We start from the raw sequence: 14,155 nt of genomic DNA on the forward strand, positions 1-14,155 counted from the left end.
GAAAGCAGCCACAACAGGCAAAGCGCAGGCCGTGCGCCACTTGGCCTGCGCTCTGCCTCGTTTTACGGCGTGGCGCCTGCCACCTGCGGGAGCTGTTGGGTGACGTTGCCCTTGTCATCCATGAACGCAAGCGACGGTTCACCGCTGGGGCTGACCGTCATCATGATGCGTGGCCGACCCGCGGCATCGGCCAGGATCAGCGCCGAGGAATCCCCGCGAGTGCGTCCAACGAACAGGCGCTGCGTCTGCTCGCCGCCGGCCTCTTTCCACTTCTGGCGAAGGGCCTGCTTCTCCGGCCCGGCCGGTGCATCCTTGTACTGCTGGTAGAGCGCGTCATACGCCTTGTGCAATCCGCGATCGTAGACCGACAGCCCGGTCTCCATGTGCCCGTTGGACTCGTAATGATGCACGGCCAGCTGCTGGTCGCCGCCGAAGCGGTCCATTGACAGGTGTACGCCACCGCTGGGCTTGCCCTTGTCATCCAGCTTGCCGTCGTAGATCAATCCGCCCACTTCATCGCCTACACCGTTGTAGAACAACATGCCTGGCATGGCACTACGGCTGCTGTGGACTTTTTTCCCATCAATGATCGGCTCGGGCAGCAGTCCGCGTGCTGCGATGACCATGGATTTGGCACCATCGGCGCCGACAATGTTGATTTTCGCCACATCGATCTCGTCGAACGCGACGCGCGACGGTGGCGTGCGTGCGCCCATCAATACCAGCGCCCCACCTACGGTCAGCACGCCGCCCAACACCAGTTTCAACAGGCGATTCTGGGCATGCAGTTGATCCACCAGACGGGCCGCGGCATCGTCCTGGGCGATGCCCTCATGGAGGGCACCGTTCATTGCCATCGGCCCATTCGCCGGTACGGCTTGCTTGCTCATCCTTCACTCCTTGTGTGGCTCGATCCATCGCGGCACAGCCGCTCCTTGCGACGCCATGCGGTACACGCTGCGTCGCAGAGGATGCTCAAAGGGAGCGAGCAACACCGTCAAGTGCCGTTCTTCAGGATGCCAAGCGGCGGCCTGAGATGCTGCCATAGGCTGGCAGCAAGGATCGTGCAGCAAGCAGCCGCGGTACAGCGTCAGTCGACCAACCGCAGCCGCAGTTCCTTCGGCAACGCGAACACCATCGATTCCGGCTCGCCATCCAGTTCGCCCACACCGGTGGCACCGAGTTCCTTCAAGCGCGCGATCACGCCATCCACCAGCACCTGCGGGGCCGAGGCGCCGGCGGTCAGGCCGATATGCTTCTTGCCGGCCACCCACGCCGGGTCGATCTCGTCGGCACCGTCGATCAGGTAGGACTCCACGCCATCGCGGCGCGCCAGTTCACTGAGGCGGTTGGAGTTGGAACTGTTCGGCGACCCCACCACCAGCACCAGATCGCAGCGCTTGGCCAGGTCGCGCACGGCGTCCTGACGGTTCTGCGTGGCGTAGCAGATGTCATCGTTCTTCGGCCCCTGCATCGCCGGGAAGCGCGCGCGCAGGGCTTCGATGATGCCGCGGGTGTCATCCACCGACAGCGTGGTCTGGGTGGTGTAGGCGAAGTTCTCGGGCTGGTCGATGACCAGCGTGGCGACGTCGTCCACATCCTCCACCAGGTAGATCTGGCCGGCGCCGCGCTCGCGGCTCCATTGGCCCATCGTACCCTCCACTTCCGGGTGGCCGGCGTGGCCGATCAGCACCACGTCACGACCGGCACGGCAGTGGCGGGCCACTTCCAGATGCACCTTGGTGACCAGCGGGCAGGTCGCGTCGAACACCTTCAGGCCACGGCGATCGGCTTCCTGGCGCACGGCCTGGGAGACGCCATGGGCGCTGAAGATCACCGTGTTGTCGTCCGGCACTTCGTCGAGTTCTTCGACGAAGATCGCGCCGCGGGCCTTGAGGTCATCCACCACGAACCGGTTGTGCACGACCTCGTGGCGCACGTAGATCGGCGCACCCAGGGTCTCGATCGCGCGCTTGACGATCTCGATCGCACGATCGACACCGGCACAGAAACCACGCGGATTGGCGAGCAACACATCCATCGGTCAGATACTCCGGCCGGCGTGAGCCGGGTTGTTACGGATACAGGAGGGAATTATCCCGCTTTTTTGGCAGCCTTGCCGTCGAACAGGCCGAACAGGGCGATACCCACCGCGCCGAGCACGATCGCCGAGTCGGCGATGTTGAACGAGGGCCAGTAATGGTCCCCGACATGCCACTGGATGAAGTCGACCACATGACCGTGCATGAGGCGGTCGATCACGTTGCCGATCGCCCCGCCGATCACCAGCGCGTAAGGCACGGCGCTGCGCCAGGCAGCGCGCGCGGTGCCCCACATCCAGTAGGCCATCAGGCCGCTGATGCCCACCGCCAGTGCGGTGAAGAACCACAGCTGCCAGCCACCGGCATCGCTCAGGAAGCTGAATGCCGCACCGGTGTTATAGGTACGGAACCAGTTCCAGAAGCCCTCGATGACCACCACCGGCTCGTACTCGGGCAGGCTGGACAGCACCCAGGCCTTGCTCCATTGATCGGCGATGATGATCACCGCCGACAGCAGCAGCCAGATCAGCGCGTTCGGACGCGGACGGGCGGCGGCCATCAGAACCACCGCCGGTCTTCGCCGGCACCGTCGATGTTGGTCACGCAGCGACCGCACAGTTCCGGATGCGCCGCCACCGAGCCGACATCGGCGCGGTAATGCCAGCAGCGCACGCACTTCTGCTTTGCGGTCGGCTGGGCGCTGACGAACACCTCATCGGTGGTCGCCGGGCGGACCTGGACGTCACCGCTGATCAGCAGGAAGCGCAGCTCCTCGGCCAGCGGCTGCCAGCGCGCGGCGGTTTCTTCGTTGGCCGCGACGGTGATCTCCGCCTCCAGCGCCGCACCGATCGCACCATTGGCGCGCATCGGCTCAAGCACCTTGGCGACCTGCTCGCGCAGGGCCAGCAGCTGCTCGAAATCGGCCGCGTTGAGCGGCGCGTCGGCAGGCAGCGGCGCCAGGCCGTCGTACCAGGTGGCGAACAGCACGTTCTGCTTGCGCTCGCCCGGCAGGTACCCCCACAGCTCATCGGCGGTGAAGCTCAGGATCGGCGCGATCCAGCGCGTGAACGCTTCGGCGATGTGGTACATCGCGGTCTGTGCCGAGCGGCGGCCGCGCGAGTCCACCGGCATGGTGTACAGGCGGTCCTTGGTGACATCCAAGTACACCGAGCCCAGATCGACACTGCAGAAGTTCAGCAGCAGCTGCACGATCTCGGCCATGTTGTAGCCGGTGTACGCCGACTTGATCTTCTCCTGCACCTCGAAGGCGCGATGCACGATCCAGCGGTCCAGCGCGACCATGTCGGCCGGCGCCACCAGGTGCTTGGCCGGATCGAAGCCGTCCAGGTTGCCGAGCAGGAAGCGCGCGGTGTTGCGCAGGCGCCGGTAGGCATCCGCGTTGCGCTTGAGGATTTCCTGCGACAGCGACATTTCATTGCTGTAGTCGGCCGAGGCGATCCACAGGCGCAGGATGTCCGCGCCCAGGGTCTTCATGATGTCCTGCGGCTCGATGCCGTTGCCCAGCGACTTGGACATCTTGCGGCCCTTCTCATCCACGGTGAAGCCGTGGGTGAGGCACTGCTTGTACGGGGCCTGCTTGTCGATCGCCACGCCGGTCAGCAGCGAGGACTGGAACCAGCCGCGGTGCTGGTCCGAGCCTTCCAGGTACAGATCGGCCGGCTTGCCGAAGCCACGTGCCAGCAGCACGCCTTCATGGGTCACGCCCGAGTCGAACCAGACATCGAGGATGTCGGTGACCTTCTCGTACTGCGGCGCTTCATCGCCGAGCAGCTCGGCGCTGTCCAGCGAGTACCACACGTCGATGCCTTCGGCCTGCACGCGGTCGGCGACCTGCTGCATCAATTCGACGGTGCGCGGATGCGGCTCACCGGTTTCGCGGTGGGTGAACAGCGCGATCGGCACGCCCCAGGTGCGCTGGCGGCTGATGCACCAGTCCGGGCGGCCATCGACCATCGCGCCGATGCGTGCCTTGCCCCAGCTCGGGAACCAGCCGACGTTGTCGATCGCAGCCATCGCGTCGCGGCGCAGGTTGGCCTTGTCCATCGAGATGAACCACTGCGGGGTGGCGCGGAACACCACCGGCGTCTTGTGGCGCCAGCAATGCGGATAGCTGTGCACGATCTCGACAGCGGCCAGCAGCGCACCGGAGGCGCGCAGCACCTCGACGATCAGCGGCTGCGCCTTCCACAGGTGCACGCCGGCCAGCTCGACATCGCCGGCCGGCGGGGTCGAGGACAGGTACACGCCGCGGCCATCGACCGGGTTGATCTGGCCGGCGTTGTACTTCTCCATCAGCCCGTACTGCTGGCTGACCACGAAGTCTTCCTGGCCGTGGCCCGGCGCGGTATGCACCGCACCGGTACCGTCTTCATCGGAAACGTGCTCACCGTTGAGCAGCGGGATGTCACGCTGCGGATAGAACGGGTGGGCCAGCAGCAGGTTCTGCAGCGCGGCGCCGGTGGCACGACCGTGCACGACCAGGCCGTCCACGCCGTAACGCTGCAGCGAACGCTCGGCCAGCGCGGCCGCCAGCACCAGCCAACGGCGCTTGCCGTTGTGGGCCGGACCTTCGGCCAGCACGTAGTCGATTTCCGCACCCAGCGACACCGCCAGCGAGGCCGGCAGCGTCCATGGCGTGGTGGTCCAGATCGGCACCGCGACCTCGACATCGGCCGGCAGCGTCACCCCGAAGCGCGCGGCCAGCTGCTGCGAGTCACGCGAGGCGTAGGCCACGTCGATCGCCGGCGAGGTCTTGTCCTGGTATTCGATTTCCGCCTCGGCCAGCGCCGAACCACAGTCGAAGCACCAGTGCACCGGCTTGGCGCCGCGCACGATGTGACCGTTGGCGAACACCTTGGACAGCGCGCGGATCTCGTTGGCTTCGAAATCGAAGCTCAGCGTCTTGTACGGGTTGTCCCAATCACCGATCACGCCCAGGCGCTTGAAGTCGCGGCGCTGCAGCTCGATCTGCTCTTCGGCGAATTCACGGCACTTCTGGCGGAACGCAACGGCGTCGAGCTTGGTACCGACCTTGCCCCACTTCTTCTCGACCGCGATCTCGATCGGCAGGCCATGGCAATCCCAGCCCGGCACATAGGGCGCATCGAAGCCGGCCAGGTAGCGCGACTTGACGATGATGTCCTTGAGGATCTTGTTGACCGCGTGGCCCAGGTGGATCTGGCCGTTGGCGTAGGGCGGGCCGTCGTGCAGCACGAACAGCGGGCGGCCCTGCGCGTTGTCGCGCAGGCGGGCGTAAAGGCCCTCGTCCTCCCAGCGCGACAGAATGCCCGGCTCGCGCTTGGGCAGGTCGCCGCGCATCGGGAATTCGGTTGCCGGCAGATGAAGGGTGGCTTTGTAGTCCTGGCTCACGCAGTGGCTCGCAATCTGTGTTCGGAAAGGATGTGACGGGCCTGTTCGGCGTCACGGTGCATCTGGTCGGTCAACGCAGCCAGATCGTGGAACTTTTCTTCGTCGCGCAGCTTGGCGACGAATTCGACATCGATGTGGCGGCCGTACAGGTCGCCCTGGAAATCAAACAGGTGCGCTTCCAGCAGCGGCTCCACGCCGTCCACGGTGGGGCGCGTACCGAAGCTGGAGACCGACGGCCACGGCTGGTCGAACACGCCGTGCACCCAGGTCGCATAGATCCCCGACAGCGCCGGCGTCTTCGGGAAGCGCAGGTTGGCGGTCGGGAACCCCAGCGTACGGCCCAACTGGCGGCCGCGCACTACCCTGCCCCCAATCGTATACGGCCTGCCCAGCAGATCGCCGGCATGACTGAAATCGCCGGCGCGCAGCAGCTGGCGGATGCGGGTGCTGGAGATGCGCTCACCGTGCAGGTCGACCGGCTCGATCTCACCGGCACTGAAACCACGCTCGCGGCCCATCGCCTGCAGCAGGGACAGGTCACCCTTGCGCCGGTTGCCGAAGCAGAACTCCGGGCCGATCCACACTTCACGCGCGCTCAGCCGGTGCACCAGCAACTGTTCGACGAACTCCTCGGCCTGCATCGCGGCCATGCGCGCATCGAAGCGCAGCAGGCCGACCGCATCCACGCCGACCTCACGCAACATCGCGACCTTGTCGCGGGCCAGGGTCAACCGCGGCGGCGGCTCGCCCTGGGCGAAGTACTCGCGCGGCAGCGGCTCGAAGGCCACTGCCACGGCGGCCACGCCCAGCGCGCGCGCGCGCGAAACGGCGTGGCGCACCAACGCACGATGACCCAGGTGCAGGCCGTCGAATGCGCCGATGCAGACCACGCTTCCGTGCGGGAACAGTTGCCCGCCTTCGACGCTTCTAAACAGCCTGCTCATCTACGTGGAATGCGGCCCACCAGGGCCGATGCTTTGCAAGAGATAGCCATGAAGTATAGCCGGGCTGCCCCCGGATCAATGCTCCCGCAGATGGCGTGGGCGGAAGCCCATCGCGATCAGGGCCACCAGATAGGCCAGACCACCGCTGCCGACCAGCAGCGCGAGATTGCCGATCCGGTGCCATTTGTCCATGCCGGTGAAGTCCGCCATCCCGTAACGCAGGGCCAGCAGCACCGCCACCATGGCCACACAGGCCAGCCCCAGCTTGGTGACATAGCCGCCCCAGCCCGGCTTGGGCTGGTAGACATCGGTCTTGCCCAGCCAGTACCAGAGCAGGCCCAGGTTCAGGTAACTGGACAGCGCGCTCGCGATACCCAGCGCCAGGTGCAGGCCCGGCTGCTTGCCCAGCGCGACCCACACGCCCTGCGCCTTCAGCGCGTCGGGCACCATCACGTGGTACAGCACGGCCAGCAGGATGACGTTGAACACCATGTTGGCCACCAGCGCGGCCACGCCGGCACGAACCGGGGTACGGGTGTCCTGGCGGGCATAGAAGGCCGGCAGCACCACCTTGAGCAGCGCGAATGCCGGCAGCGCGAAGCTCAGGCCGTACACCGACAGCGCGGTCATGCGGGTATCGAACGCAGTGAAGCGCCCGTACTGGAACACCGTGGCGATCAGCGGCTCAGCCAGCAGCAGCAGGCCCAGCATGGCCGGAATGGCGATCAGCAGGGTCGTGCGCAGGCCCCAGTCCAGCGCGCTGGAGAAGCCGGCCTTGTCGGTACTGACATGGTGGCGGGCCAGCGCCGGCAGGATCACCGTGCCCAGCGCCACCCCGAACACGCCCAGCGGCAGCTCCAGGAAACGATCGGCCAGCGACAGCCAGGACTGCGAGCCATCGGTCAGCTTGGCGGCAATCACGGTGTCCAGCAGCAGGTTGATCTGCGCGATCGAGGAGCCGAACAGGGTCGGCACCATCAGGGTCAGCACCTTGCGCACGCCCGGATGCCGCCAGCCCCAGCGCGGCAGGGTCAGCAGGTTGATCCCCTTCAGCGAGGGCAGCTGGAACAGCAACTGCAGCAGGCCGGCCGCCAGCACCGCCCAGCCCAGGGCCAGGATCTGCTTCTCCGGCGTGCCGCCCAGCCGCGGGGCCAGCCACAGCGCACCGGCGATCATGCACAGGTTGAGGATCACCGGGGTCAGCGCCGGCATCGCGAACTTCTGGAAGCTGTTGAGTGCTCCGCCGGCGAGGGCGGTCAGCGAGACGAACAGCAGGAACGGGAAGGTCAGCCGGAACAGGTCCACCAGCAGGCCATGCTTGGCCGGGTCGGTATCCACCCCGCTGGAGAACAGGGTCGCCAGTTGGGGCGCGAAGATCAGCGCCAGTGCGGTGACCAGCAGCAACACCCCGCCCAGGGTGCCGGCCACCCGCGACATCAGCTCGCGCAGCTCGGCATGCGAGCGGGTTTCCTTCACTTCCGTGAACACCGGAACGAACGCGGTGGCGAACGAGCCCTCGGCGAACAGGCGGCGCAGGAAATTGGGCACCCGGAAGGCGACCCAGAAGGCGTCCGTCACCGCATTGGTGCCGAACGTGGTGGTGATGACCAGGTCGCGAACCAGCCCCAGCACCCGCGAAATCATGGTCATGCTGCTGAAAGACAGCAGGCCCCGCAACATCCTTGGTGAACTCACCCGTGTTCCCTCTTGACAATTGACTTGACGTACATTTTTCGAGCCATCATACTTTCCAGCTTGCTGTTCCCATTACACCGATTTTTCAGGAAACCACCACTGTGGCCAATATCAAGTCCGCCAAGAAGCGCGCCAAGCAGACCGTCGTGCGCAACGCGCGCAATACGGCTCAGCGTTCGATGCTGCGCACCGCTGTCAAGAAGGTGATCAAGGCTCTGGATGCCAATGACGCCGCCGGCGCCGAGGCAGCCTTCGCTGTTGCCCAGCCGATCCTCGACCGTTTCAGCTCGCGTGGTCTGATCCACAAGAACAAGGCTGCTCGCCACAAGAGCCGCCTGACCGCGCGCATCAAGGCCATCAAGGCCGCCTGATACGGCGCTGCGGCTGGATCGAAGCCACGCCACGCGTGGCTTCGATCCAGCCGCAGAGAAAAGCCCGGCCCCGGCCGGGTTTTTTGTTGCCTGCGATCCGCGACGTCCAGCCCGGCTGGCGGCGACGGCGGCACCACAGAAAAACCCGGCCGGAGCCGGGTTTCTCAAGGGCGCGCGGGTGCGCTCAGTACGCATCGCGCGCTTGCGCCTCGTCTTCCTTCTGGCGATCGAAGAAGGCCATGATGTTGTTCATGATCGGCCAGGTGCCCTCACGGCCCAGCGCCGAGACCAGGTACCACGGCTGGGTCCAGCCCAGCTCGGCGATGATCTTCTCGGCGGCGGCCTTGGCCTCGTCCTCGAACATCAGGTCGGCCTTGTTCAGCACCAGCCAGCGCGGCTTGTTCAGCAGCTCCGGGTCGTGCTTTTCCAGCTCGCGCTCGATCGCCCGGACCTGCTCGATCGGCGAGACGCCTTCCACGCCACCCTCCATCGGCGAGATGTCCACGAGGTGCAGCAGCAGGCGGGTGCGCTGCAGGTGGCGCAGGAACTGCGCGCCCAGGCCCGCACCGTCGGCCGCACCCTCGATCAGGCCGGGAATATCGGCGATCACGAAGCTGCGGTAGTTCTCCACGCGAACGACGCCCAGGTTGGGGTACAGCGTGGTGAACGGGTAATCGGCGACCTTCGGGGTCGCGGCGGAGACCGCGCGGATCAGCGTGCTCTTGCCGGCGTTCGGGAAGCCCAGCAGGCCCACGTCGGCCAGCAGCTTCAGCTCGAGCTTGAGCAGGCGCTCTTCACCCTCTTCGCCCGGCAGCGCCTGGCGCGGGGAGCGGTTGGTGGAGCTCTTGAAGTGCATGTTGCCCAGGCCACCACGGCCGCCCTTGGCGACCAGCAGGCGGTCGCCGTGACCGGTCAGGTCGCCGATCACCTCATCGGTGCTGACGTTCATGATCACAGTGCCGACCGGGACGGTAATGACCAGGTCTTCGCCGCCCTTGCCATAGGCCTGGCGGCCCATGCCGTTCTCGCCGCGCTGCGCCTTGAAGATGCGGTCATGGCGGAAGTCGACCAGGGTATTGAGGTTCTCGTCGGCGCGGATCCACACGCTGCCGCCATTACCGCCGTCGCCACCGTCCGGCCCGCCCAGCGGAATGAACTTCTCGCGACGGAAACCGATGCAGCCGTTGCCGCCATTGCCGGCGATCACCTGGATTTCTGCTTCGTCTACAAGTTTCATGATTCTGGATGCCAATCTGGAGGCGGCGGGCGCGAGGTGCACCCCACCGCAGAGTCTAACGGCCCCGGTACGATCCAGGGCCGGCGGCGGGAAATGTCCCGCCCGATGTTCGATACCAACGAAAAACCCCGCCGAAGCGGGGCTTTCGTCAGCGACCCCACGCCGTGGCGTGGGCGCCTGCGTACCGCTGAAGATCAGGCTTCGGCGACGACGCTGACGGTACGACGCTTCTTCGGGCCCTTGACCGAGAACTCCACCTTGCCGTCGACGAGCGCGAACAGGGTGTGGTCACGGCCGAGGCCAACCCCGGTACCCGGGTGGAACTGGGTGCCGCGCTGACGCACGATGATGTTGCCGGCATCGATGGCCTGGCCACCGAAGATCTTGACGCCGAGGTACTTCGGGTTGGAGTCGCGACCGTTGCGCGATGAGCCTACGCCCTTCTTATGTGCCATGACTGCTTCTCCTTATTACTTGCTGCCACCGGCAATGCCGGTGATCTCGATTTCGGTGTAGTACTGACGGTGACCCTGGCGCTTCATGTGGTGCTTGCGGCGACGGAACTTGATGATCCGGACCTTGTCGGCACGACCCTGGGACACGACCTTGGCGGTGACCGAAGCGCCGCTCAGCGCGTCGCCCAGCTTGATGCCATCGCTGTTGCCCAGCATCAGGATGTTGTCGAACTTGATCTCGTTGCCGACTTCGATTTCGAGCTTTTCAACGCGGAGCGTTTCGCCCTGCGCCACGCGGTATTGCTTACCGCCGGTTACCAGTACTGCGTACATGACCAGACTTCCTCTGTAGTTATTGTGGTCTATGGACTGCCGCCATCGAGGGCGGACAGAAGCGGAATTTTAATGACTTCAACCACTTCGGGTCAACCCACCCCCTGCTCGGGCCCGGATTTGGCTGAATACGGTTCAGGAAACCGGCCGGGAGGGTCTCAGGGCGTGAGACCCAGGGGTGGCAAAGTCCGTGATTGCCCCCAAATCCCAAGCTCGGTAGGCTGACCGATTGCCGTTTCCGATTGCCCCACCCGCTTGCCGGCTCCCTGAGCCGAAGCCCCACAACGGATCCCCCATGGCGATGGATTTCATCCGCATCCGCGGCGCGCGGACGCACAATCTCAAGAACATCGATCTCGACCTGCCCCGCGACAAGCTGATTGTCATCACCGGCCTGTCCGGCTCGGGCAAGTCCTCGTTGGCGTTCGACACCATCTACGCGGAAGGCCAGCGTCGTTACGTGGAGTCGCTGTCGGCCTATGCCCGGCAGTTCCTCAGCGTGATGGAAAAGCCGGACCTGGACCACATCGAGGGCCTGTCCCCGGCGATCTCGATCGAGCAGAAGTCGACCTCGCACAACCCGCGCTCGACCGTCGGCACGATCACCGAGATCTACGACTACCTGCGCCTGCTGTACGCCCGTGTCGGCAGCCCCCGCTGCCCGGACCACGGCTACCCGCTGGAAGCGCAGACGGTCAGCCAGATGGTCGACCACGTGCTCACCCTGGATGCCGAACAGCGCTACATGCTGCTGGCCCCGGTGATCCGCGAGCGCAAGGGCGAACACGCCCAGGTCTTCGACCAGCTGCGCGCGCAGGGCTATGTGCGCGTGCGCGTGGACGGCCAGCTGCATGAAATCGACGCGGTGCCGCCGCTGGCGCTGCGCCAGAAGCACACCATCGAAGCGGTGATCGATCGCTTCCGCCCGCGCGAGGACATCAAGCAGCGCCTGGCCGAGAGCTTTGAAACCGCGCTGAAGCTGGGCGACGGCATGGTCTCGGTGCAGTCGCTGGATGTGGAGGATGCGCCCGCGCATCTGTTCTCCTCCAAGTACAGCTGCCCGGTCTGCGATTACTCGCTGCCCGAGCTGGAACCGCGCCTGTTTTCGTTCAACTCGCCGGTCGGCGCCTGCCCCGGCTGTGATGGCCTGGGCATGGCCGAATTCTTCGATCCCTCGCGCGTGGTGGTGCACCCGGAGCTGTCGCTCTCGGCCGGTGCCGTGCGCGGCTGGGACCGCCGCAACGCGTACTACTTCCAGCTGATCGCCTCGCTGGCCAAGCACTACAAGTTCGACACCGACGCTCCCTGGCAGAGCCTGCCCGAGGATGTGCGCCAGGCGGTGCTGTACGGCAGCGGCGATGAGACGATCACCTTCACCTACTTCACCGAAGCCGGTGGCCGCACCCAGCGCAAGCATCGTTTCGAGGGCATCATTCCCAACCTCGAACGCCGCTACAAAGAGACCGAATCGGCCGCGGTGCGCGAAGAGCTGGCCAAGTACATCAGCGAGCGCAACTGCCCGGAGTGCAACGGCCAGCGCCTGAACAAGGCCGCGCGCAATGTGTTCGTGGCCGACCGTGCGCTGCCGGAACTGGTGGTGCTGCCGATCGATGAAGCACTGAAATTCTTCAGCGGCATGACCCTGCCCGGCTGGCGCGGCGAGATCGCCGGCAAGATCGTCAAGGAGATCGGCGAACGCCTCGGCTTCCTGGTCGATGTCGGCCTGGATTACCTGACCCTGGAACGCAAGGCCGATACCCTTTCCGGTGGCGAAGCCCAGCGCATCCGGCTGGCCTCACAGATCGGTGCCGGCCTGGTCGGCGTGATGTACGTGCTGGATGAGCCGTCCATCGGCCTGCACCAGCGCGACAACGAGCGCCTGCTCGGCACCCTGACCCGCCTGCGCGACCTCGGCAACACGGTGATCGTGGTCGAGCATGACGAAGACGCGATCCGCCTGGCCGACTACGTGCTGGACATCGGTCCGGGCGCGGGCGTGCATGGCGGCGAGATCGTCGGCCAGGGCACCCTGCAGGACATCCTGGATGCACCGCGTTCGCTGACCGGCCAGTACCTGTCGGGCAAGCGCGCCATCGAGATCCCGGCCCGCCGGCACAAGCCGAACCCGAAGATGACGCTGCACCTGCGCGGTGCCAGCGGCAACAATCTCAAGGGCGTGGACCTGGACATTCCGTCGGGCCTGTTGACCTGCATCACCGGCGTGTCCGGCTCGGGCAAGTCGACCCTGATCAACGACACCCTGTTCTCGCTGGCCGCCAACGAGATCAACGGCTCCTCGCACCCGATCGCTCCCTACAAGGAAGTGGACGGGCTGGATCTGTTCGACAAGGTGGTGGACATCGACCAGTCGCCGATCGGCCGCACCCCGCGCTCGAACCCGGCCACCTACACCGGCCTGTTCACGCCGCTGCGCGAGCTGTACGCGCAGGTGCCCGAAGCGCGTGCGCGCGGCTATTCGCCGGGGCGCTTCAGCTTCAACGTGCGCGGCGGCCGCTGCGAAGCGTGCCAGGGCGACGGCCTGATCAAGGTGGAAATGCACTTCCTGCCGGACGTGTACGTGCCCTGCGATGTCTGCCACGGCAAACGCTACAACCGCGAGACGCTGGAGATCCTCTACAAGGGCTACAACATCAACGACGTGCTGCAGATGACCGTCGAAGATGCGCTGAAGCTGTTCGAACCGGTGCCGAGCATCGCGCGCAAACTGGAAACCCTGGTCGATGTGGGCCTGAGCTACATCAAGCTGGGCCAGAGCGCGACGACCCTGTCCGGCGGTGAAGCGCAGCGCGTGAAGCTCTCCAAGGAACTGTCGCGCCGCGATACCGGACGCACGCTGTACATCCTGGATGAGCCGACCACCGGCCTGCACTTCCACGACATCGAGGCGCTGCTCGGCGTGCTGCACAAGCTGCGCGACGAAGGCAACACGGTGGTGGTGATCGAGCACAACCTGGACGTGATCAAGACCGCCGACTGGATCGTCGATCTGGGTCCGGAAGGTGGCCACCGCGGTGGCACCATCCTGGTCACCGGTACGCCGGAAGACGTGGCGGCCTGCCCGACCTCGTACACCGGCCAGTTCCTGGCCAAGATGCTGCCCTCCACCAGCGCGCGCCCGGAACAGCCGGCGGCCGTGGCCAACAAGCCCGACGCCCGCCCGCCGCGCAAGGCCAAGCCGGAACCGAAAAAGGCGGTGCGCAAGACCGCCGCGACCAAAGCCCCCAGCAAGAGCAAGAAGAAGACCGCATGAGCAACGAGCACAAGATCCTCGCCCGCGTGCCGATCAGTGTCCGCTGGCGCGACATGGACAGCATGGGCCACGTCAACAACGCCAAGTACATCTCCTACCTGGAAGAGGCGCGCGTGCGCTGGATGCTGGGGGTGGAGGGCGTTTCGATGACCGACCGCATCGCACCGGTGGTGGCGGCGACCAACGTCAACTACCGCCTGCCGATCGTGTGGCCCAACGACATCGTGGTGGAGCTGTTCGTCGAGCGTCTCGGCAACAGCAGCGTGACCATCGGCCACCGCATCGTGGACGAGAAGAACGACAGCACGCTGTATTCGGATGGCAACGTGGTGGTGGTCTGGATGGATACGCAGACCGGCAAGAGCGCGCCGTTGCCCGAGGCGATCCGCACGGCATCGAGCTGAGCGACTGCAGAAC

12 protein-coding genes are annotated in these 14,155 nt (G+C 65.7%); 3 read left to right on the forward strand and 9 right to left on the reverse strand.

Annotated features, from left to right (window positions below):
• Positions 1 to 62: 62 nt before the first annotated feature.
• The 6 genes from AC07WC_RS15950 to murJ all read right to left on the reverse strand — a co-directional run bounded on the left by AC07WC_RS15950 (position 63) and on the right by murJ (position 8,056).
• Entirely contained in the window at positions 63 to 890 is an 828-nt protein-coding gene (locus AC07WC_RS15950) for a hypothetical protein (RefSeq protein ID WP_495210865.1), read from the reverse strand.
• Positions 891 to 1,090: 200 nt separating this feature from the next.
• A complete protein-coding gene (gene ispH / locus AC07WC_RS15955) occupies positions 1,091 to 2,041 on the reverse strand; it encodes a 4-hydroxy-3-methylbut-2-enyl diphosphate reductase (RefSeq protein ID WP_495210866.1) in 951 nt (316 codons plus the stop codon).
• Between the two features lie 53 nt (positions 2,042 to 2,094).
• Positions 2,095 to 2,601 (reverse strand): signal peptidase II, encoded by a 507-nt coding sequence (gene lspA / locus AC07WC_RS15960; RefSeq protein ID WP_495210867.1) that lies wholly within the window; start codon positions 2,599 to 2,601, stop codon positions 2,095 to 2,097.
• Positions 2,601 to 5,432, reverse strand: coding sequence for an isoleucine--tRNA ligase (gene ileS / locus AC07WC_RS15965; RefSeq protein WP_495210868.1), 2,832 nt, complete (start codon positions 5,430 to 5,432; stop codon positions 2,601 to 2,603). Before ileS ends, lspA begins: the two co-directional genes overlap by 1 nt.
• On the reverse strand, positions 5,429 to 6,376 hold the full coding sequence (locus tag AC07WC_RS15970) for a bifunctional riboflavin kinase/FAD synthetase (RefSeq protein ID WP_495210869.1): 948 nt from the start codon (positions 6,374 to 6,376) through the stop codon (positions 5,429 to 5,431). The genes ileS and AC07WC_RS15970 overlap by 4 nt, the downstream gene beginning before the upstream one ends.
• A 75-nt stretch (positions 6,377 to 6,451) precedes the next feature.
• Positions 6,452 to 8,056, reverse strand: a complete 1,605-nt coding sequence (gene murJ / locus AC07WC_RS15975; protein ID WP_495210919.1) for a murein biosynthesis integral membrane protein MurJ — start codon at positions 8,054 to 8,056, stop codon at positions 6,452 to 6,454.
• 116 nt (positions 8,057 to 8,172) lie between these two features.
• Between murJ and rpsT the strand changes: the two genes are divergently transcribed.
• A complete protein-coding gene (rpsT, locus tag AC07WC_RS15980) occupies positions 8,173 to 8,442 on the forward strand; it encodes a 30S ribosomal protein S20 (protein WP_019184515.1) in 270 nt (89 codons plus the stop codon).
• Positions 8,443 to 8,626: 184 nt separating this feature from the next.
• Here the strand turns inward: rpsT and obgE are convergent, their stop codons facing one another.
• The 3 genes from obgE to rplU form a co-directional block, all read right to left on the reverse strand.
• Entirely contained in the window at positions 8,627 to 9,679 is a 1,053-nt protein-coding gene (gene obgE / locus AC07WC_RS15985; RefSeq protein WP_046272194.1) for a GTPase ObgE, read from the reverse strand.
• Positions 9,680 to 9,873: 194 nt separating this feature from the next.
• A complete protein-coding gene (rpmA, locus tag AC07WC_RS15990) occupies positions 9,874 to 10,134 on the reverse strand; it encodes a 50S ribosomal protein L27 (protein WP_019184517.1) in 261 nt (86 codons plus the stop codon).
• Positions 10,135 to 10,149: 15 nt separating this feature from the next.
• Entirely contained in the window at positions 10,150 to 10,467 is a 318-nt protein-coding gene (gene rplU / locus AC07WC_RS15995) for a 50S ribosomal protein L21 (protein ID WP_495210870.1), read from the reverse strand.
• Positions 10,468 to 10,762: 295 nt separating this feature from the next.
• Here rplU and uvrA point away from each other — a divergent pair, with 295 nt between their 5' ends.
• Positions 10,763 to 13,738 carry an excinuclease ABC subunit UvrA gene (gene uvrA / locus AC07WC_RS16000; RefSeq protein ID WP_495210871.1) on the forward strand — a complete coding sequence of 992 codons (2,976 nt, stop codon included), beginning with the start codon at positions 10,763 to 10,765 and terminating at the stop codon, positions 13,736 to 13,738.
• Positions 13,735 to 14,142, forward strand: coding sequence for an acyl-CoA thioesterase (locus tag AC07WC_RS16005; protein WP_088432134.1), 408 nt, complete (start codon positions 13,735 to 13,737; stop codon positions 14,140 to 14,142). The genes uvrA and AC07WC_RS16005 overlap by 4 nt, the downstream gene beginning before the upstream one ends.
• Positions 14,143 to 14,155: the final 13 nt, after the last annotated feature.

Source organism: Stenotrophomonas sp. GW821-FHT01H02A (genome assembly GCF_059422145.1).

Bases quoted from the DNA above. Each gene is read 5' to 3' on its own strand.
- AC07WC_RS15950 (WP_495210865.1), bottom strand. From the start codon at position 890: ATGAGCAAGCAAGCCGTACCGGCGAATGGGCCGATGGCAATGAACGGT.
- ispH (WP_495210866.1), bottom strand. From the start codon at position 2,041: ATGGATGTGTTGCTCGCCAATCCGCGTGGTTTCTGTGCCGGTGTCGAT.
- lspA (WP_495210867.1), bottom strand. From the start codon at position 2,601: ATGGCCGCCGCCCGTCCGCGTCCGAACGCGCTGATCTGGCTGCTGCTG.
- AC07WC_RS15970 (WP_495210869.1), bottom strand. From the start codon at position 6,376: ATGAGCAGGCTGTTTAGAAGCGTCGAAGGCGGGCAACTGTTCCCGCAC.
- murJ (WP_495210919.1), bottom strand. From the start codon at position 8,056: ATGTTGCGGGGCCTGCTGTCTTTCAGCAGCATGACCATGATTTCGCGG.
- obgE (WP_046272194.1), bottom strand. From the start codon at position 9,679: ATGAAACTTGTAGACGAAGCAGAAATCCAGGTGATCGCCGGCAATGGC.
- rpmA (WP_019184517.1), bottom strand. From the start codon at position 10,134: ATGGCACATAAGAAGGGCGTAGGCTCATCGCGCAACGGTCGCGACTCC.
- rplU (WP_495210870.1), bottom strand. From the start codon at position 10,467: ATGTACGCAGTACTGGTAACCGGCGGTAAGCAATACCGCGTGGCGCAG.
- uvrA (WP_495210871.1), top strand. From the start codon at position 10,763: ATGGCGATGGATTTCATCCGCATCCGCGGCGCGCGGACGCACAATCTC.
- AC07WC_RS16005 (WP_088432134.1), top strand. From the start codon at position 13,735: ATGAGCAACGAGCACAAGATCCTCGCCCGCGTGCCGATCAGTGTCCGC.